This is a genomic window from Bacillus sp. UNC438CL73TsuS30 (genome assembly GCF_000482325.1).
Classification (GTDB): domain Bacteria; phylum Bacillota; class Bacilli; order Bacillales; family Cytobacillaceae; genus Neobacillus.
Map to the genome: position 1 here is coordinate 87,075 of NZ_AXVA01000012.1, position 21,452 is coordinate 108,526.

Below are 21,452 nucleotides of genomic sequence, written 5' to 3' on the forward strand. Positions count from 1 at the left end.
CCCTCATTTCAATAGTTTCTTAATACGTCGGCTTATGGTTGCAGGACTTACGCGTAGAACTTCAGATACTTTTGCAGCAGTACCATACTTTTTTAACCCCAATGTGATTAAACGGATTTCAACCTCTTCTATAGCTTGCTTTAACGGCATTAACCCCAAGGTTACAACATCTTCTGTTATCCGCTTTTGGTCGGCATAGAGGATAGAAAGGACATCATCTCGATGTATTCTGTTTTCCCGTGAAGTCACCACCAGCCGTTCGGTCACGTTTTGGAGTTCTCGAACATTCCCTTGCCACGTATGGCTCTCTAGTACATCTATAGCTTCACGAGAAAAGTGTTTATCTTTCTGGTACATCTGATTGTAATGCTGAAGAAAATATAAAGACAAAGGCATAATATCTTCTTTTCGTTCCCTGAGTGGGGGGATATAAATCGGAATGACATGTAAGCGGTAGTATAAATCTTCTCTGAATTTTCCTTCCTGCACCAACTCCCATAAATCCCGATTGGTGGCTGCAATAATTCGTACATTAAGAGGAATCGTTTTTATGCCTCCAACACGGGTAATTTCCCGTTCCTGAATAATTCTCAATAATTTAACTTGCATGTTTAATGGCAGTTCGGATATTTCATCTAAAAAAATGGATCCTTGATTCGCCATTTCAAAATAACCGGGCTTTCCTTTGGCATCCGCACCTGTGAAAGCTCCTTTTTCATAGCCGAACAATTCGCTTTCAATTAGTTGTTCGGGAATTGCCCCGCAATTCACTTGGACAAATCGGTGTGTGTGCCGCGTACTCCACTCATGGATAGCATTTGCGATGACTTCTTTTCCTACCCCGGATTGACCATGAATGAGGATTGTGGAATCGACATCAGCAACCATTCGTATTTCCTCTACTACCCGCTCCATTACCTGGGATTGATAGACCAGCTTGCCTTTTTTGGAGGAGTTGGTTTTTATTTCCTCTAACGCTTGCTTATATCCCTTTGATTCTTGCTGAACTTTCATTAATTCTTCTCTTAGTTTGTTTACCTCTGTAATATCCCGAGAAATGATAATAATCTTGCTTATTTCTCCTTCATAAAAAAATGGAGTAGCTACAGACCAGAGTCGTTTGCCATTTTTCCCTTCTTGAATACAAGCTAGTTTACTTCCTTTTTTTATACACATTTCCACAATATTCGGTTGAAAGAAGCCCTTTTTTTCCAAATCGAAAACATTCAGCCCTGTAACTTCATGTGGATGGTCTAAGTCCCAATAATCTTTTAAAAATGTTCCCGTGAGCCGCATGATGGTCCCTTGCGGATTAACCACCATGATTTGTTCATGTGAGGATGAATATATTGCTTGTAAATCTTCACTAAGGTCACGGACAAACTCCAACTCCTTAGCAGCTTCTTCCCAATGTTCTCTCAAAAAGAATATATGAATTAACCCCGTACATTTCCCATTTACGATTAGGGGAGAAAAATTTCCAATCATATGTTTAAAATTTAGGTAACTGCTTTCGCTAATAAGTGATTTTCCTGCTAAAACATCCACTAAACTCTGTTTCATTTCTATTAAAGTACTATATTTGCGATTTAATAGAAAAGCAGAGGATAACCCTAAAATTTTTTCAGCCATTTCATTAACAAAGGTAATTTCAAGGGAAGAATTAGTGGTGATCATTCCAATTCCTGCTCCTGCAGAGAGTTGATTTAAATGAGCAAGCCGAAGTTCATGCATCCGTTGTCGTGCCTGTTGATCGGTACAGTATCCTTCAACTTCATCACATTCGTTGACTCCGATGTAAACAGATATATTGTGATAAAATTCTACCTCATGTTCTAAAGGCACCTTTAAAATATCTTGACGATATTCAATAGGCCGCTGTAGATTGAATGAAATTTGAATCTGTTGTAGGAGTGATTGTTGATCCACGTAACCTACTACTCTACCATCTTTTACGATAAGTACCAGTTCGGTATGAGTTATTGTTATTTGATTTAATACCTGCTCAATCGTGGACTCAATTGGTAATCTAACTGGATTTAATTGTAAAATTTGTCTCCAGGTAAACATGGTAATCACCGCCTTTTTGGACTTATTTTATTATAGCAACTTTTAAGAACATTCAGGTAATGTTTATAACCATACCATCTTTCAATATCAAAATAACAAACAATTATAGTTAGATTGAATTATATAGGTATTTCATTTTTGAAAGATTGACGAGTAGTTTTCTGGCTTGCCCCTTTTATACTGTAGGATTTTCCTGAAATCTTTCAAAATTGAAACATAACTTTCAATTTTGAAAGATTTTATGGATTAATTGGTTGAATAATCGAAATTTAGTGAGTTTTATAATAATTTGAACCCTCTGGCACAATTTTTGCAAATGTAATTTTGTAGTAGTTTCACACCTTTTCTTTTCTAAGAGTGAAACTCACAATAAAACAAAATATTTTATACCCAAAAGAAATGGAAGGTGGAATGCTGCAAAGAAATAGAAATGAGAGCGATTTCAAATGGCTATTAATCACCAAAATCAATCATGAAAGAAAAATAATTATTAATTTAACTAGAGGAGGTAATTCATTTGAAGCAAACAAGACTTGCAATTGATGTAGGTGGAACATTTACAGATGTTTTTGTTTTTGACGAAGAAACAGGAAAGATTTCAGTTACCAAAACTTCCTCTACTCCTTCAAACCCAGAACAAGGTATATTGGATGGAATTGAAAAAGCACAGCTAAAAGGAGAAAACATTAAGGTGTTTTCCCATGGAACAACAGTGGGCACTAATGCACTGATTGAAAGGAAGCTTCCAAAGACTGCTTTAATTACGACGAAAGGATTTCGAGATGTACCGGAAATTCGAAGGGGAACAAAGCTAGATCTTTGGGATGCCTATAAAGATACGGCAAAACCTTATATTCAAAGACGTGACCGCTTTGAAATAAATGAACGAATCGATTATAACGGCAATGTTTTAACCGCGGTTGATCCAGAAGAAGTACGTGTTCTCGCTCAAAAGTTAAAAAAGCGCGGGACTGAATCCATTGCCATTTGCTTTATGAACGCCTATGTAAATGCTGAAAACGAAAGAATTGTGAAAGAAATCATTCAGGATGAATTGCCGGATACATATGTATGTACTTCGAGCGAAGTTTTACCGGAAATTTTTGAACATGAGCGGATGAGCACAACGATTGTAAATGCTGTTTTAGGGCCAATTGTAAGTAAATATATCAGCACACTAGAGGGGGAAATGAAACAAAAAGGATATGAAGAGGATATCCTTGTTCTTCATTCCGGCGGAGGTGTGATGACTTCCAGTACAGTTCCGCGTTATGCTGCACGGCTTGCCAGCTCAGGGATTGCCGCAGGTGCAATTGCAAGTAAACACATCGCCAAACTATGCGGCTTCAATAATGCAATCGGCCTTGACATGGGGGGAACCAGTACGGATATTTCCTTAATGTATGAAGGCGATATCCGGATAACAAAGGATTGGTACATCGAATATGGTTATCCAATCGGGTTTCCAAGCATTGAAATCTTAACGATCGGTGCTGGCGGAGGAAGTATTGCCTGGAAAGATGAGGGTGGATCTTTACGCAATGGTCCGCAGAGTGCTGGTGCTGTCCCTGGGCCAGCTTGTTATATGCGCGGAGGAGAAGAGCCAACGAACTCTGATGCCAATTTAGTTCTTGGCCGTCTTGGAATCGATTTATTAGACGGGAAAATGCAGTTGGACAAAGAAAAAGCGGTTAAAGCTGTTGAGAAAATTGCCGATGAGTTTGGGTATTCAAACGTCGAAGCGGCAAATGCCATTCTCGAAGTGGCGAATGCCAATATGTGTGATGCACTAAGATTGATTTCTGTCAGACGCGGTTATGACCCAAGGGATTTCGCACTTGTAGCATTTGGTGGTGCCGGTCCATTACATGGTGCATATTTAGCTAAGGAAATGGAAATCCCGACAGTCATTGTACCGCCGCACCCTGGGGTTGCTGCAGCAATGGGCTGTCTGCTAGTCGATGTCCGCCATGACCTTTCAAAGACATATGTGAAAAACTTTGAACAGATTACGCTGGACGAACTTGATTCAGAGTTTTATGCCTTGGAAAAGGAGGCTGAAATTTTACTTCAAGAAGAGGGAGTCACTAAGGAGAACTCTACGCTAATGCGTTATATTGACATGCGCTATAGCGGCCAGTGGAGGTCTTTGGCAGTCCCAATCGGAACAAGAGAGCAATCTTTAGATGCGACTCTAGAAGCTTTCCATCAAGAGCATGAACGTGAATTTTCTTTTTCGGACCGAAATCAGCAGGTTGAAATATATGGGTTGCGTTTAACTGCGATCGGAACAGTTCCAAAACCTGAGTTTCCGAAGTTTGGGCCTGATGGAAGGTTGGAAGATGCACTTAAAGAGGAGCGAGAAGTTTACTTCGATAAACAATTTGTTTTAACAAATGTTTATGATCGCGAAAAAATACCTGTTGCTTCCGAAATTCAAGGCCCTGCCATCGTGGAACAGCTTGATTCCACAACGGTTATCCCGCCGGATTTCACCGCAGTTGTCGATGAATACCGCAACTTAATTATTACAATTAATAAGTAAAGAAGAGGTGAAAAACATGAGCAATACCCAATTAATCACTGAAGTACAAAGCAACCGATTAGATCCGGTCACATTTGAGGTATTAAAAAATGGATTTGTAAATCTTGTTGACCAAATGGCTGAACAAATTTTAAGAACTTGTTATTCGTTTGTTATTTATAACCGTGATTTTAGCTGTGCTCTTTGTGATGCAGAAGGAAATACGGTCATGCAAGGAACGCAGGATATTTCCGTTCACGTGGGAACATTGCATTTAACCGCAAAGGCAGTGTTAGAGGATTTTAAAGATGATATACACCCTGGAGATGTTTTCTTGGTGAATGACCCTTACCGGGGAGGCACTCATTTTAATGATACCCGTGTCATACTGCCGGTATTCTACGAGGATAAATTAATAGCCCTAATGCAGACAAATGGACATTGGGCAGATATGGGAGGGTCCACACCTGGGTCTTTCGATATTAATGCAAAAGAGCATTATGGTGAAGGTGTTCGAATTCCACCAGTAAGAATTTATAGTAAAGGCCAATTCCTAAAAGATGTTGTTAATGTAATAGCAATCAATATGCGTCTTCCTGAAGAGAGAATCGGGGATTTACGGGCTCAGGTAGAGGCGGCCAAAGTGGGGCAAACACAGCTGCTTGGTATTGTTCAAAAATATGGGATTGAGACCACTTTGACTGCATTTGAAGAAGTTCAGGATTATGTGGAACGATTAACGAAAGCGAAAATTGTTTCCTTGCCAAAAGGTACTTGGGAAACTACGGATTATATTGATATGGATCCAGAAGTAGGAGATGGCCTTATTCCAATTCATGTGAAAATGACCATTACAGATGATGAAATTTTATATGATTTATCCGAATCCCATGGCTATATTAGCTGCTTTTTAAACGCTGGATTTGGTGCATCTTTATCGGCTGCCTATGCTGGAACTAAAACCTTTTTCCCAGAAGTGCCATTAAACTCAGGGTTTTATCGGGTCGTTAAAGTAAAATTACCTGAAAACTCTGTTGTAAATGCGCCAGCTCCGATTGCGGTAACAGGTTTTTGCTCAGGAGCTTATGAAAAAATTATGAATGCCTGCTTTGAATTGTGGTCGAATATTATGCCGGAACGAGCATTAGCCTGTTCATTTAATCTAGAGTATTTATTAATCGGAGGAAATGATCAACGAACCGATCAAAATAATTATTTTATGTGGTATGACTGGATGGCCGGGGGGCATGGTGGCCGTTCGGACCGCGATGGCGCAAATGCTACATCTCCAGTATTTGGTGTAGGGTTAAGTGTGCAGCCTTGTGAAGGTCAGGAAAGACTGTCTCCTGTTATCACAACGAAACATGAAATTATCACGGACTCCGGCGGCCCAGGAAAATACCGCGGAGGGTGCGGTGTTGAGAAGGGCGGATACCTAACCAAATTATCGAATTCTGTTATGTCCTATTGCTGTGACCGTTCACGTTCCGTTACATGGGGGATATTTGGAGGTTTGCCATCCTATCCTCATGGCGCATGGTTAAATCCAGGCAAAGAAGAAGAACAATATTTGGGGGCTATTTTCTCAAATGTAAAGGTAAAAAGCGGCGATTCCTTTACAAGACCATCTGCTGGCGGCGGCGGTTTAGGGGATGCTCTTGAGAGAGATCCAAAATCCATTCTTGAAGATGTAATTGATGAGTACGTGTCAATTGACAGAGCCAAGAAAGATTATGGGGTTATTATAAAGGAAATTGACCGGGATCTCGATCAATTTGAAATTGATTTTGAAGCAACAGAACAGGAAAGAAATTATATTAGAGAGAATCGAAAACAATGGTTAGAAACGGACCCAATGGTTGTTGAGGAAAAGTATCAGAATGGAGAGATTGACAAATTAGATGTCATCCGACAATACGGTGTCATCATGGATTATAAAACAAATAAGGTTTTAGTTAAATCATCTGCACAATTCAGGGAGTCAATGAAAAAACGTTCACTTGTATATTGGGGGTAATTTAAATAGCAAGGGTCTCAGGATCCTTGCTATTTTTAGAGAAATCAAAAAGGAGATGAATGTATGGCTGAAATTATTAGACCAACGAACGCAATAGACGGGGACTTAAGTAAAGAAGCAAAAAATGATGATTTTGCATTGGAAAAGGTACCTTTAGAAGGCAGGAAAATGAGTTGGGTTAGTATTACAAATGTTACTCTAGGTGTTGCTACAGCCATGCTTTTTATTCAAATGGGAAGTTTAATGGCAACTAGTTTTGGGGCTGTAAATGCATTGTTAGCAGAAATTTATGCAACACTTGTTGCCGGAGGATTAGGAATTGGGATTTGTTTTATTGCTGCTAAATCTGGCCTGAATGTAAATTTGTTGGCTAGAGGCGGTGGATTTGGATATTTAGGAGCATCGATTACTTCATTAATTTATGCGCTAAATTTCATTATGTATTGCGCAATAGAAGGATCTATAATGGCATCTGCTGTCCATGAATATCTTCCATTTATTCCAGCTTGGGTTCTCATGGTTGTGTTTGGATTGCTAGTTATTCCACTTAATTGGTTCGGGATTAAACAGTTAGATAAGCTTCAAAAATGGTCAATTCCGATATTCTTACTATTGTTAGGAACTGCATTTGTTTTAGCTTTAAACATGAACCCTAAATTTGCAGGAAATATATGGTCCTTTCTTCCAAAAGGAGCTTCGACTGGGGGAGCTGGTCTTCTTGCTTGTATTGGAATAATGAATGGATTAGTTGGAATTATGGCCCTTCTTGTTTCCGACTATGCAAGGTTTATTAAAAAAGATGAATTTAAAAATGGTGTATTTGCGGTTGGTTTTATCCCTCAACTTGTTTGTTTTCTGATAATGGGGATTATAGGTATTTGGTTTGGAGTTCGTATGGCTGAGCAAAACCCAGGGATTTATTTCGTTCAAATTCTTGGAATTGGAGGAGCATTATTTACGATTTTAACTCAACTAAGAATTAATGTAACGAACTTATATAGTGGATCACTTTCATTAGCGAGTTTCTTTGAAAATATTTTTAAATTTAAGCCAGGAAGACCATTTTGGGTAGTCTTTGTATCGATTTCAGCGATTATTTTGATGTTGGGAGGGGTGCTTGACCATATTGGAAGTTTGTTAACTTTCCAGGGTGTGTTCTTATTAGCTTGGGGAGCAGTTTTAGTGTGTGATGCAGTGCTGGTGAAGAAACTTTTAAAAATAGGTCCTAATTATTTTGAGCATCGCCAAGAATATTTATTTGGCTGGAATCCAGTAGGCGTTGTTTCCCTTATTGTCTCATGTATAATTGGTTCATTTGCAGCCTTTGGATATTTTGGAGTGTTCTTACAAAATATAGCTGCCTTTTTTGCCGCAATCATTGCATTTGTCTTAACGGTTCTTTTAGCCATTGTTACTAAAGGTAAATACTACAGTAAAAAGAGGGCAGATGATATTACACTCAATGAATATATTAAATAATATTCATGAATGAACAAATTTTAACCTTAATTTTCTGAATTTACAGATAATATTTAACGAAAATGTATTTTTTCTTCATGTAGAAAGGTTTTTACCAAACGGGCGCTTTCCTTGAGTAAAGAAAGTGTCCTTTTTCTATATTTCAGGAGTTCTTTTTAGACATTCAAAATTATTACTCGGTGTTTAATAGATAGTAGGAAAAAAGAAAATGGAAGAAATAAACGAACAATTAAACGATTATACTAGTAACTGAAATTGTATTTAACGGAGGTAAATAAAATGGAACAACAGGATTTTGAAAAAATTTATGAAGAATACAAACAGCAAAGTGAACAGCAGGCTCAAATAGAAGCAGGGAGCAGTAATCCGGATGGGAAAGAGGAATTTGTTGCTGTTCGGAAAAATGATGATGGCGATATTATTGCGTTTAAAACCAGCGCTGGCCGGGAATTGGATTATATTACTGCGTTAGGGGATGCAAAAGCAGGAAAGATTGCGCACATTGATGTATTCCATAAGTATGGCCGGGATATTATTCGAAGCGAACCGGATGGAATAAAAGAAAATAACTTGGATCGATTACCGGAGTTTTAAAAGGAAAAACTCCAACGCAGATAAATTGACTACTTTCGCAGATAAACCCAAACTTATCGCGGATAAACGGGTGAGTATCGCAAATAAATACTAATTTACCGCAGATAAAAGCCTAATGGCTAAAAAAAAAAGCAACAAAATATAAAAATTGCCCCCTAATTTGGGGGCAACTTATAATAGCTATCTATGTGCAGCCTCATATTTATTAATTTGTTCCTCATAGCTTAATGTAACGCCGATTTCGTCCCAGCCATTTAGCAGCATTTGCTTAGGGTAGGGAGCGATATCAAACTTGATTTCAAAGCCCTCATTATCTGTAACCACTTGCTCTTCCAAGTTCACTGTTAATGAATAACCTTCAGATTCAGCCTTTTTCATAAGGGTTTGTACTTGCTCTTCGCTTGCAACAATCGCAAGGATACCGTTTTTCACACAGTTGTTCTTAAAAATATCAGCATAACTTGGTGCGATGATGACCTTAAATCCGAAGTCTTGAACAGCCCACGGAGCATGCTCACGGGAAGATCCGCAGCCAAAGTTATCACCGGCAACCAAGATGGATGCACCTTGATATTGAGGCTTATTTAAAATGAAATCTTCTCTTAATTTACCTTCGTCATCAAAACGCCAGTGATAAAAAAGGAATTGGCCGAAGCCGCTGCGTTCAATACGCTTAAGAAATTGCTTCGGAATAATTTGATCTGTGTCCACATTTGTCCGGTTTAATGGACAAACAAGGCCTGTATGAATGCGTAACGGTTCCATTGATTAACCAACCTCCTGGGCAGTAAATTGACGGACATCGACGAAATGCCCAGCAACTGCAGCGGCAGCTGCCATTTCAGGGCTGACAAGATGGGTGCGTGCCCCGTTCCCTTGACGGCCTTCGAAATTCCGGTTAGAGGTAGAAGCGCAGCGTCCGCCCGGTGGAACGATGTCGTCGTTCATGGCAAGACACATACTGCAGCCAGCTTCACGCCATTCAAAACCTGCTTCGATAAACACCTGGTCAATTCCTTCTTTTTCAGCTGCAAGCTTAATACTGAAGGAACCTGGTACAACAATCGCTTTAACGGATGGCTTTACTTTATGACCGCGCACCACTTCAGCGGCTTTACGTAAATCGCTTAATCTTGAATTTGTACAAGAACCAATGAAGACATGGTCAATTTCAATGCTGGAAATGGATTGGCCTGCTTCAAGACCCATATATTCAAGCGCGCGTTTGATTTCATCTTGTTCACTTGGCTTTACTGCGTCGTCCGGATTTGGAACAGAAGCCGTAATTGGAAGGCACATGCCAGGATTTGTTCCCCAAGTTACTTGCGGCTCTACTTCAGCAGCTTCAATTTCAACAACCGCATCATAAGTAGCTCCCTCATCTGATGCAAGTGCACGCCATCTTTCAACGGCTTTTTCAAATTCCTCGCCCTGTGGAACATCACGTCTGCCTTTTAAGTATTCGAATGTAGTCTCATCAGGGGTAATTAATCCCGCTCTTGCTCCGGCTTCGATGGACATGTTACAAACAGTCATCCGTTCCTCCATGGAAAGGTTGCGAATGGCTTCGCCAGTGTATTCCATTACATAGCCTGTACCAAACTGAACACCAAATTTACCGATGATTGCAAGGATCAAGTCTTTTGCAGTTACTCCTGTGCCTAGCTTGCCATTTACTTTAACATTTAAAGTTTTAGGAGGAGCCTGCCAAAGCGTTTGAGTTGCTAAAACATGCTCAACCTCACTTGTTCCGATACCAAACGCCAAGGCTCCAAAGGCACCGTGAGTAGAGGTATGGCTGTCACCGCAGACAATGGTTTTACCAGGCTGTGTTAAGCCAAGTTCTGGACCAATGACGTGAACAATTCCATTATCAGGGTGGTTAATTCCTGCAAGGGTAACACCGAATTCCTCACAGTTTTTCACTAATGTATCCATTTGAGTTTTTGAAATTGGATCTTTGATTACTTCGCGGTTGCGCGTTGGAACGTTATGGTCCATTGTTGCATAAGTTAGGTCTGGGCGGCGTACTTTGCGGCCGTTCATTCGTAATCCCTCAAATGCTTGAGGAGAAGTTACTTCGTGAACAAGGTGCAAATCAATATACAATAAATCAGGTTTGCCGTCTTCCTGATGTACTACATGCTGTTCCCAAATTTTTCGAATAATATTTTTTGGTTTTTGCATAATTTCCTTCCTCACGTTCATATTTTTTAGGCGATTATTTACCCTTTGACTAAAAATCTAATTTTTAAAAATATGGGTTCGGCCCCGGTAACCGAGTCCAAACCCATAGCTTTTCTTACACGTAACAGCTCATGATACATTTTGAAGCATTTTGTGATTGAATAAAATCAACAATTAGCTTCGACATTTCCCAAGTGCCGACAAGGCGTCCATCACTTACTTGTAAATCAGCTGTATGGTAGCCGGCATCCAGTACTGATTGGACAGCTTCTTCAATTAATTTCGCTTCATCTTCTAATCCAAAAGAGTAGCGGAGTAAAAGAGCAGCGGATAAGATGGTCGCAATCGGATTAGCTACCCCTTTACCGGCGATGTCCGGTGCAGATCCATGAACTGGTTCGTAAAGACCAACACCGTCTTCACGTAAGCTGGCAGAAGGGAGCATTCCAAGAGAACCAGTTAATACGGATGCTTCATCACTTAAAATATCGCCAAACATATTCTCGGTGACGATCACGTCAAATTCGGTTGGATTGGTAATTAACTTCATGGCTGTTGAATCCACTAGGGCATGCTCAACGACAACATTTGGATATTGAGCCTTTTTCTCTTCTACAATTTCGCGCCATAGCTTACTGGACTCAAGCACATTTGCTTTATCGACAGAGGTTAGATGCCCGCGGCGCTGCTCGGCAGCTTGAAAGGCTTTATCTACAATTCTCTCAATTTCTCTGCGGGAATAGGCAAGTGTATCAACAACAGTTTGGCCTTCGTCCCGGCGTTCGCTTGGCGTCCCGAAATATAGACCACCTGTTAACTCACGGACAATTAATAGGTCACTGCCTGTAATCACTTCTTCTTTAAGAGGGGAGGCATGTAGTAGATTTTTGAACCCTTTGATTGGTCTTAAATTTGCATATAGATCAAGCGCCTTGCGAATTCCCAGCAATCCTCTTTCAGGCCGTAAATGGGAGGGATTTTGGTCCCATTTTGGACCACCAACGGCTCCTAATAGAACAGCATCTGCTTGCATACAAGCATCAACGGTTGATTGCGGCAGGGGAGTTCCGTGCAAATCAATGGCCGCTCCTCCGATATCATGGCTTTCGAAGCTGAAAGTATGATTAAATTCTTCAGCTATGGCACTTAATACATCTTTTGCAGATTCAACAACTTCCTTACCGATTCCATCACCTGGAAGCAAAACAATTCGTTTATTCATTAAGAGCAACCTCCTCATTTTATTTTGACACCAAAAGAGTTGTTGGTAAGCGCCGCAAAGGCGGCACTTACGCTTTTTCTAGATGTCTCAAGTTTTATGCGTTTGCTGGTTCTTTTAAGGCAATCTGTTGATTAAAAAATACACGGTTTACTGCGTTCAAAAAGGCTTTTCCGGCTGCTTCTAAAACATCCTGGGCAGAACCGCGTCCGCTGACAGGAGTACCGTTAACGGTCATTTTTACGTGAACTTCAGCTAAAGCATCGCGACCTTTGCCGACAGAGCTCAAGTTAAAATCAGTAAGATGAATTTTTTCTTCAATTAATGCCTCAAGCGTGTTGTATAATGCTTCGACGCTTCCGCTGCCAGTACGGGCTGTTTCTACTCTGTTTCCATCAGGAGTTGTAAGGGCAACTGTAGCGGTAGGTAAGTTTCCGGATCCGCTCTGAACTTGGAAAGCAACAAGCTCATATTTTTTTACATCGATAGAAGCTGTTTGAATATCTAGTAAAATGGTATATAAATCTTCATCCGTTACTTCTTTTTTCTTATCCGTTAGTTGTTTAAAGGATTGGAACGCTTCGTTCAGTTTTTCGTGAGATAGCTCAAAGCCCATTTGCTCAATTTTGTCTTTAAACGCATGGCGTCCGGAATGTTTTCCAAGGACTAAGTCGTTCGATCCGACTCCTACTAATTCAGGAGTAATAATTTCATAGGTTTGGGCATTTTTTAAGACGCCATCCTGGTGAATTCCTGATTCATGGGCAAAAGCATTTTTTCCGACAACTGCTTTATTCGGAGGGACCTTCATACCTGTGAAACGGCTGACTAAGTCACTTGTGCGTTTAATTTCCTTTAGTACCAAGTTGGTTGTGTAAGGATATTTATCACCACGAATATTTAAAGCAACACCTATTTCTTCTAGTGCGGCATTACCGGCGCGTTCCCCGATTCCGTTAATCGTACCTTCAACCTGTGTAACGCCGTTTTCGATGGCAGCTAGTGAATTGGCAACAGCCATTCCTAAGTCATCGTGACAGTGGCAGGATAATGCTGCTTTATGAATATTTGGCACATTTTCGCGAATATAGCGGAACATGCGGCCGTATTCTTCGGGAGTTGTATAACCCACCGTATCTGGAAGATTGATAACTGTTGCTCCAGCATCAATTACGTTTGTAATAATGTTTACTAGAAAATCAAGATCAGAACGAGAAGCATCCTCAGCCGACCATTCAATATGTGGAAATCTCTTTTTCGCGTAACTTACCATCTCAACCGCCGTTTGCACGACTTGATCAGGCGTTTTCATTAATTTGTATTGCATATGGATAGGGGAGGTTGCAATGAAAACATGCAATCTAGGTTCTGCTGCATCTTTTAAAGCATCCCACGCAATGTCAATGTCCGATTTCATTGCTCGTGCCAAGCCGGTAACTGATGAATTTTTGATGGTTCTGGCAATGGCTCTTACTGCTTCGAAATCACCTTGTGAGGAAGCCGGAAAGCCGGCCTCCATAATGTCAACGCCAAACCGTTCTAGCTGTCTGGCAATCTCTAATTTTTCAAGCTGGTTTAAATTAACACCAGGGGACTGTTCGCCATCACGTAGTGTGGTATCAAAGATGTTAACGTGAACCATTTACCGCCACTTCCTTTTTCTCGTTTACAGGTTTGTTTTTAATAAATGGCATTAATGCACGAAGCTCGCGGCCAACTTTTTCAATTTGATGGTTGTTTTCTGCACGATTAATTGCGTTAAATTGTGGGCGGTTAGTTTGGTTCTCTAAGATCCAGCCCTGAGCAAATTTACCAGTTTGGATATCTTTTAATACATCTTTCATGCGTGCTTTTGTATCTTCGTTTACTACGCGTGGTCCAGATACGAAATCTCCCCATTGAGCAGTGTCAGAGATAGAATAACGCATGTTTTCAAGTCCTCCTTCATATAGAAGGTCAACGATTAATTTCAATTCATGTAAACACTCAAAGTAAGCAACCTCTGGCTGGTAACCAGCTTCTACAAGTGTTTCGAAACCAGCTTTGATTAGGGCAGTAGTACCGCCGCAAAGAACGGCTTGCTCACCGAATAGATCTGTTTCAGTTTCTTCTTGGAATGTAGTTTCTAATACACCTGCACGAGCAGAACCGATTCCTTTTGCATAGGCAAGTGCAAGATTACGAGCTTCGCCAGTATAGTCTTGGTATACAGCATATAGTGCTGGAACTCCGGCACCCTCAGTGTAAGTACGACGAACTAAGTGTCCTGGACCTTTTGGAGCTACTAGGAATACGTCTACATCTGCAGGTGGTACGATTTGTGAAAAATGAATGTTAAAACCGTGAGCAAACACTAGGGCATTACCAGGTTGTAAGTTATCTTTAATGCTTTCTTCATAAACTTTTGGCTGCATTTCATCTGGAAGTAAAACCATTACTACATCGGCAGCAGCAGTTGCTTCAGCAACAGAGGTAACTTCAACACCATCTTCAACTGCTTTATCGAATGATTTTCCTTTTCTTAAACCTACAACTACATCAAAGCCGCTTTCCTTTAAGTTAAGAGCATGTGCGTGTCCTTGTGAACCATAACCGATTACTGCAATTTTCTTTCCTTGTAAAACCTCTGCTTGAATATCTCCGTTATATAATACCTTTACCATTTAATATCATCCTTCCAAATATAGTAGTTTATTTTAATAGTGAATATGTTGCTAGTTCGTTTATTTGTGGCTGATGCCCACGTAAGAAGGCTGTCAGACCGGTTCTTGCAATTTCTTTAATGCCATAAGGGCGAAGTAAATCAATTAATGCATCAATTTTTTCCGGCTTACCGGTAATTTGAACCGCTAAGCTATCTTTACTTACGTCAATAATCACGGCACGGAACGGATCGATGATTCCATTAATTTCACTGCGCAGCTGTGAATTGCTTGCTACTTTGATTAAGGCTAGCTCCCGTGCAACGATGGCTTTATCGGTAATATCAGAAACTTTTAAAACATCGATTTGCTTGTTTAATTGTTTAGTCACTTGTTCAAGCCGTTGTTCATCTTCAATTTCAACCACCAAAGTCATTTTTGAAATGCCTTCGATTTCTGTTTTTCCAACCGAAACACTTTCAATGTTAAATTGGCGCCTTAGTAAAAGGCCGGTGACACGGTTGAGGACACCGCTGCGATCCTGAACTGTGGCCGTTATAATGCGTTTCATGGTTTCACCCCAATCATTTCGTGTAATCCCTTGCCTGGAGCAATCATTGGAAATACTTTTTCCTGCTGTAACACGCGGCAATCCAGAAGAACAGGTCCGTCATAAGCAAATACATCCGGAAGTGCTGCAATAAGTTCTTCTTGAGTGTCAATTCTCATGCCTCTGATAGAGTAGCTGTCAGCAAGCTTTACGAAATCTGGCTGTACCGGAAGCAGGGATTCGGAAATACGGTTATCATAGAGTAATTCCTGCCATTGGCGAACCATGCCAAGTGCGCCGTTATTGACAATGATAATTTTAACTGGCAGGTTTCTTTCCTGAATAACCGATAATTCTTGCAGTGTCATTTGGAATCCGCCATCTCCAACAATCGCTACAACTGTACTTTCAGGTGATGCCAGCTGTGCTCCAATTGCAGCAGGGAAGCCAAAGCCCATTGTTCCAAGTCCGCCGGAAGTAATCCAGCGATGCGGTTGATTGAATGTATAGTACTGAGCAGCCCACATTTGATGTTGACCGACATCAGTAGCAACAATCGCTTCACCGTTTGTCACCTTATGAACAGCCTCAATGAGCCATTGCGGGCACATACCATTTGGATTGTGTTTATACCAAAGTGGATATTCCGCTTTATATTTTGCAAGTGTTTCCAGCCATTCCTCAATTTCCGGTGATTTAATTGCTACAGATAATAATTCGCTTAATGCTTCTTTTGTATCAGATACAATCGGAATTTGTGTTGGAATATTTTTTCCAATTTCTGCAGGGTCGATATCAATGTGAGCGACTTTTGCATTTGGTGCAAAATGCTTTAGATTACCTGTAAGTCTGTCATCGAAGCGGGCACCAAAGTTAATAAGCAAGTCACTTTCATATAAAGCCATGTTGGCCGCATAGGTTCCGTGCATACCGCCCATTCCTTGAGATAGAGGGCTGTCAGCAGGAAAGCTTCCTAATCCTAAAAGGGTGGTTACAACTGGCAAATTGTGTTTGGTTGCAAAAGCTGTTAATTCAGCTGAAGCCTTGCCGTGTAGGACACCTGCGCCAGCCAGTACAACCGGCTTCTTTGCCTTAGAAAGGGCATCGGCCAATTTTTTGATCTGTAAAGGATTTGGCTTTGTTGTTGGCTGGTACCCTGGTAAATCAATTTCAACTTCATCTTGAACTGCTTCAGGAATTCCTGATGAGATATCTTTTGGGATATCGACTACTACTGGACCTGGCCGGCCTGTAGAAGCTATGTGAAATGCTTCCTTGACGATTCTTGGTAAATCAGAAATCGACTGTACCTGATAATTATGTTTCGTAATTGGGGTAGTGATGGCAACCACATCAGCCTCTTGGAAAGCATCCGTCCCAATTACGCTTCGTGCAACCTGTCCTGTAAACACAACGAGCGGCAAGGAATCCATCATGGCGTCGGTAATTCCTGTAATTAAATTCGTAGCACCTGGACCGGAAGTCGCCAGGACAACACCAGGTTTTCCTGTAACTCGGGCATACCCTTCTGCAGCATGGATCATACCTTGTTCGTGGCGGAAAAGAATGTGCTTAATTGAGTTTTGAGCCCGCCAGATTGCATCATAAATTGGTAGGACAGCACCTCCGGGATACCCAAATATTGTGTCAACACCCTCTTTAATTAATAAATCAATGAGAAGGTCTGCACCTGTTAGTGGTGCGGTACTAGTTTGGAATTCCGGTTTTGCTTCAACTTTCACGTCGTAATCCCTCCTTAGGGTTATTTGAATATTTTAAAAACTTAGTATGCAGTTTTGCGTTAAAGCCTAACCTTCAAACGGATATAATCAAAGTAAAAAGCCCTTTTCTCTCCGAATAAACTGCAATTAATAGAAATAAGCAGAGTAATCGGGGAGAAAAGGGCCTTCATTTTCTCGGTACCACCCGGTTTCACAGTATCCTTACGAATACTGCCTTATGAAGCGATATTAAATGGAATAACGCTTCTTTTAGTAACAGGTGCCTAAGATTTAGCACCCGATTGAACCTACTAGACCTAAGCCGTTCAGCCCAACACTCAGGGATGATGTCAGAATAAGTTGTATTGCCGGGCTCACAGCAACCCCGACTCTCTGAAAATACAAGTTTCTTATTCTTTTATTCCCGTCATCGATTTATAAATATTCCGTTGTCAATATGGTTTTAGCACCTTTACTTCTCTTCGGAAGGGGAGGGGTACTAATCAATCCCTTGGAATTTAACTAACTTAGATTTTCATGACTCCGCCTGTGTTAGCAGAGGTAACAAGTTTTGCATATTTTGCAAGATAACCAGATTTGATTTTTGGCTCCGGTTTTTGCCAAGAGCGGCGTCTTTCCGCTAATACTTCATCATCTACTAGAAGGTCAATCGAACGTTCTTGTAAATTAATTAAAATTTTGTCACCATTTTTCACTAGGGCGATTGGGCCGCCTTCAGCAGCTTCCGGTGAAATATGTCCAATAGAGATACCTCGGCTTGCACCAGAGAAGCGGCCATCTGTTATCAAGGCAACTTCCTTATCTAACCCTCTTCCGGCAATCGCGGAAGTAGGAGCAAGCATTTCCGGCATTCCCGGACCGCCTTTTGGACCTTCATAACGGATTACAACAACATGACCTGCTTGAACTGTTCCATTATTAATGTTTTCCTGCGCTTCATCCTGGGATTCAAAAACAATGGCTTCACCCAAGAATGTTTTAATTGAAGGATCAACAGCTCCTACTTTGATAACACCGCCATCCGGGGCAATGTTTCCATATAGGATGGATAGTCCGCCCACAGGGCTGTATGGATTATCTTTTGTCCGAATAACTTTTTCATTGGTAATGACTGCATCTTTTACATTCTCAGCTAGAGTTTTTCCTGTTATTGAAATGCAATCCTTATTAAGCGCTCCCTCAACCTTACAAAGTTCATTAAGGATGGCACTAATTCCACCAGCCCGATGAACATCATCCATTGAATAATTAGATGCTGGCATGATTTTTGCGAGATAAGGAACTTTTTCTGCAATTTTATTAATATCACGTAAGTCGTATTCAATACCGGCCTCATGAGCGATTGCCAAGGTATGTAATACCGTATTGGTGGATCCTCCCATGGCCATATCCAATGCGAATGCATTATCAATTGCTTCTCTTGTTATGATATCGCGTGGGCGGATATCTTTTTTCACTAATTCAATTAAATGCTTTGCAGCTTGACGAATCAATTCATGTCTTTCTTCGGAGGTTGCCACAATCGTTCCATTTCCAGGAACCGTCATTCCAAGTACTTCCATCAGACAGTTCATTGAGTTCGCTGTAAACATTCCTGAACAAGAACCACATGTTGGACAGGCACTTGTTTCAATTTCATATAACTCCTGTTCGGTCATTGTACCTTTATGAAAGGCTCCAACACCCTCGAAAACAGATGTTAAAGAAAGGTTTTCTCCGGAAGAGGTTTTTCCCGCTTCCATTGGTCCACCTGAAACAAAGACTGATGGGACATTGGTTCTGGCTGCTGCCATCAACATTCCCGGTGTGATTTTGTCACAGTTTGGAATATAAAACACACCATCAAACCAGTGTGCGTTTATTACTGTTTCGGCACTATCAGCGATGATTTCCCTACTTGGAAGGGAGTACCTCATCCCGATATGCCCCATTGCGATACCATCATCAACGCCGATGGTATTAAATTCAAAAGGTATTCCGCCTGCCTCACGAATGGCTTCTTTCACAATCTCACCGAAATGATTAAGGTGTCTGTGACCAGGGATAATATCAATATAGGAGTTACATACACCGATGAACGGCTTGTCAAGATCACTCACTTTTACCCCAGTTGCGTATAATAGGCTGCGGTGGGGAGCACGGTCAATCCCCTTTTTAATCATATCGCTGCGCATATTTTCGCGCCTCCTAACTTACAATTGCGTGGTTTGCAGCAGATGGATAATAAGCGACTCCGTCTGTTGTAACAATTCATCTAAATTCTTATCATTCATATTTTAATAATGGCTCTAAATAATCAGCCTGGCTCCTTCTATTTAGGGAAGAATGTAAAAGGCTGTGTTCAACTTATCACTTTCGTATAAGTTTTATTGTCAGTTATCATAACTCCATTTGTATACATGGTCAACATAAAAATCTGACAATTCAAACTAATCGTAAAAGCTGGTAGCGTTTACAATGTTGTAACGATAAGGAAAACCTAAGAATAAAAAAATTTTAAAAATTTTTATTTCACAATCTTTTTTGATAATAGCAGGAGAAAAACGAGAGGAATTTATGGGGTAATAAAGGAAAAAATGGCAGTCAGTAATACATTTTCACTAATGATAAAACACCCTATTTTATACTATTTTTATTATTTTAGAATTGTTAATTATATGATTTTGCAAGGTATTCATACACTTCTCTTAAATTTCTAAACCCCATCTCTTGTGCTTTATTTAAATAATTCCGCCAAATTTGAGCAGTCATCATCGCATCTCCCAGTGCATGGTGGCGGTTTTTTATCTCAATTCCACATTCTTGGCAGATATCATCAAGTGAGAACGATTTCCATTGTGGATTTGATAATCGAATCAGAAAAGATGTATCGATGATTCGATGGACAAATTTTATTTTTAGGTGATCCCAGCAGCTTTTTTGCATAAAGGCTTTTTCATGTTTGGAGTGATGGGCTACAAGAATATCCCTTTTAATAAACTGATAGAATTGGAGTAACACCTCTTTCCCTTCGGGGGCGTTTTGTAGTTCATCCGTTTGTATCCTGGTTAATAAAGAAATTTCATCGGAGATAGGGTGTTCAGATTTTAAAAGGGTATAAAAGGTTTGATCCGTAATAATCGTAGTGCCTTTCATTTTAACAGCCCCAATGGAAAGGATCCGGTCTCCCTTTTCAGGGAAAAAGCCCGATGTTTCCAAGTCAAAAACTGTAAAATATAATTCATGCAAGGGAACGTCCAAGACTTTAGTGTCTTGCATTTCTTTTTGCAGGTTTCTTATAAAAGATAATTGTTGCAGATTATGCGTATCCTGGAATCCTGTGTAAAAGTTTGAACCCAGTTTTCCTGATATTTGCTTAAAGTATTGAATCATTTCATTCATTCTCAAGTTAATCCCCCTTTCCTACTAGCTTGATGGTTGATTGAAGTAGAGTCATGCCATTTTTTATGATGTTTCTAACTTCTTTACGTTGGATTTTGTCCAGTGAGGCCATAGGTAAATAATGCCCGGATTCATAATCGGAATGGTTTCCGAAATGCAGCCTGTATTCTAGTAATTTTAAGAAATACTGTTTATAGATAGTGTGATCTTGTATCTTTAGTTGACTAAGTCTTGAAAGCGTGGAAGTCTCTTGCAGATGATTTTGAATGGCCAATACCCGAACAGCATTTACATATGGTAAAATGGCCATTTCTTTCAAATTAAGCGAACCGGCATGATTCCCGTGTGTTTCCACTAAAAGCTGTCCTAATATGCCGACTCCTTTTTTTACATGCAAGGTATTTTTCAAAATGGCTGGCAGCAGAAGATTCTTTTCAACCTTTTGAAAAACCATTGTTTTTAATTCTTGAATATAGACGGATTCTCCATAAAGAGACCGTCCATCCATAAAGATTAACAAATACCGAATGGTTTCCCAGGATGCATCGATCATCCACTCTAATAACTGTCGCTGCCAATCAGGATAGGATTTGCACCATAAAGGATGATTAGCCATTACTCCGCCTTCGCAGAATGCATACCCCGCTATGTAGAGTCCATGTGAGATTTCTTTCCCTAATGCGAGGAAATATTCCTGTGCTGCTTTACTTGGATTTTGATAGATGATTCCATGATCTTGATCACTCCATATGGATTGTTCGAATCTGCCCGCACTTCCCATAACAAAGAAAGAAAAAGGGGATGGGGGAGGTCCGAGGAGATGAGCGACGTGCTTGATGGCAGTCTTAATGACATGCTGAATGATTTCGTCATGTAAATGATTTAATCGGAAATGATCCCAAATGGCATCCTTTAACTGACTTTCTCTAAAGTTTCTGATTTCTTGGAAGCTTTTATAGGTCATTTTTTCCCTCCTAGCAGTAAAAACGGATATAGCGATGCAATCCCTCCGCTTGCGAAGAGAGATTGGACACCGCATTTTGCTGA

At 40.4% G+C, this 21,452-nt stretch carries 15 protein-coding genes; 4 read left to right on the plus strand and 11 right to left on the minus strand.

Features of this window, described 5'->3' with window-relative positions:
• Nucleotides 1–3: 3 nt before the first annotated feature.
• Nucleotides 4–2,070: a sigma 54-interacting transcriptional regulator gene (locus tag M028_RS0106045; protein ID WP_026573100.1), complete on the minus strand. Its 2,067-nt coding sequence runs from the start codon at nt 2,068–2,070 to the stop codon at nt 4–6.
• A 517-nt stretch (nt 2,071–2,587) separates the two neighbouring features.
• Here M028_RS0106045 and M028_RS0106050 point away from each other — a divergent pair.
• The 4 genes from M028_RS0106050 to M028_RS0106065 all read left to right on the plus strand — a co-directional run bounded on the left by M028_RS0106050 (nt 2,588) and on the right by M028_RS0106065 (nt 8,684).
• Nucleotides 2,588–4,615 carry a hydantoinase/oxoprolinase family protein gene (locus M028_RS0106050; RefSeq protein WP_026573101.1) on the plus strand — a complete coding sequence of 676 codons (2,028 nt, stop codon included), beginning with the start codon at nt 2,588–2,590 and terminating at the stop codon, nt 4,613–4,615.
• Nucleotides 4,616–4,631: 16 nt separating this feature from the next.
• Nucleotides 4,632–6,611, plus strand: coding sequence for a hydantoinase B/oxoprolinase family protein (locus M028_RS0106055; protein ID WP_026573102.1), 1,980 nt, complete (start codon nt 4,632–4,634; stop codon nt 6,609–6,611).
• A 63-nt stretch (nt 6,612–6,674) separates the two neighbouring features.
• Nucleotides 6,675–8,090, plus strand: a complete 1,416-nt coding sequence (locus tag M028_RS0106060) for a purine-cytosine permease family protein (protein ID WP_026573103.1) — start codon at nt 6,675–6,677, stop codon at nt 8,088–8,090.
• Nucleotides 8,091–8,369: 279 nt separating this feature from the next.
• Nucleotides 8,370–8,684: a DUF3892 domain-containing protein gene (locus tag M028_RS0106065; RefSeq protein WP_026573104.1), complete on the plus strand. Its 315-nt coding sequence runs from the start codon at nt 8,370–8,372 to the stop codon at nt 8,682–8,684.
• A 180-nt stretch (nt 8,685–8,864) separates the two neighbouring features.
• Here the strand turns inward: M028_RS0106065 and leuD are convergent, their stop codons facing one another.
• The 10 genes from leuD to M028_RS0106115 all read right to left on the minus strand — a co-directional run bounded on the left by leuD (nt 8,865) and on the right by M028_RS0106115 (nt 21,369).
• Nucleotides 8,865–9,449, minus strand: a complete 585-nt coding sequence (gene leuD, locus M028_RS0106070) for a 3-isopropylmalate dehydratase small subunit (protein WP_026573105.1) — start codon at nt 9,447–9,449, stop codon at nt 8,865–8,867.
• Nucleotides 9,450–9,452: 3 nt separating this feature from the next.
• Nucleotides 9,453–10,871 carry a 3-isopropylmalate dehydratase large subunit gene (gene leuC / locus M028_RS0106075; protein WP_026573106.1) on the minus strand — a complete coding sequence of 473 codons (1,419 nt, stop codon included), beginning with the start codon at nt 10,869–10,871 and terminating at the stop codon, nt 9,453–9,455.
• 115 nt (nt 10,872–10,986) lie between these two features.
• Complete coding sequence (gene leuB / locus M028_RS0106080; RefSeq protein ID WP_026573107.1) at nt 10,987–12,093, minus strand: 3-isopropylmalate dehydrogenase; 1,107 nt, start codon at nt 12,091–12,093, stop codon at nt 10,987–10,989.
• A 94-nt stretch (nt 12,094–12,187) separates the two neighbouring features.
• Nucleotides 12,188–13,732: a 2-isopropylmalate synthase gene (locus M028_RS0106085; RefSeq protein ID WP_026573108.1), complete on the minus strand. Its 1,545-nt coding sequence runs from the start codon at nt 13,730–13,732 to the stop codon at nt 12,188–12,190.
• Nucleotides 13,719–14,753: a ketol-acid reductoisomerase gene (ilvC, locus tag M028_RS0106090; protein ID WP_026573109.1), complete on the minus strand. Its 1,035-nt coding sequence runs from the start codon at nt 14,751–14,753 to the stop codon at nt 13,719–13,721. Before ilvC ends, M028_RS0106085 begins: the two co-directional genes overlap by 14 nt.
• Before the next feature lie 28 nt (nt 14,754–14,781).
• Nucleotides 14,782–15,303: an acetolactate synthase small subunit gene (ilvN, locus tag M028_RS0106095; RefSeq protein WP_026573110.1), complete on the minus strand. Its 522-nt coding sequence runs from the start codon at nt 15,301–15,303 to the stop codon at nt 14,782–14,784.
• Complete coding sequence (gene ilvB / locus M028_RS0106100; protein WP_026573111.1) at nt 15,300–17,024, minus strand: acetolactate synthase large subunit; 1,725 nt, start codon at nt 17,022–17,024, stop codon at nt 15,300–15,302. Before ilvB ends, ilvN begins: the two co-directional genes overlap by 4 nt.
• Before the next feature lie 506 nt (nt 17,025–17,530).
• Nucleotides 17,531–19,198 carry a dihydroxy-acid dehydratase gene (gene ilvD / locus M028_RS0106105; RefSeq protein ID WP_026573112.1) on the minus strand — a complete coding sequence of 556 codons (1,668 nt, stop codon included), beginning with the start codon at nt 19,196–19,198 and terminating at the stop codon, nt 17,531–17,533.
• Between the two features lie 475 nt (nt 19,199–19,673).
• The gene (locus M028_RS0106110; protein ID WP_051590954.1) at nt 19,674–20,405 is read right to left on the minus strand and encodes an exonuclease domain-containing protein; all 732 of its coding nucleotides are present in this window, start codon (nt 20,403–20,405) and stop codon (nt 19,674–19,676) included.
• Nucleotides 20,406–20,412: 7 nt separating this feature from the next.
• Complete coding sequence (locus tag M028_RS0106115; protein ID WP_026573114.1) at nt 20,413–21,369, minus strand: DUF294 nucleotidyltransferase-like domain-containing protein; 957 nt, start codon at nt 21,367–21,369, stop codon at nt 20,413–20,415.
• Between the last annotated feature and the right edge of the window lie 83 nt (nt 21,370–21,452).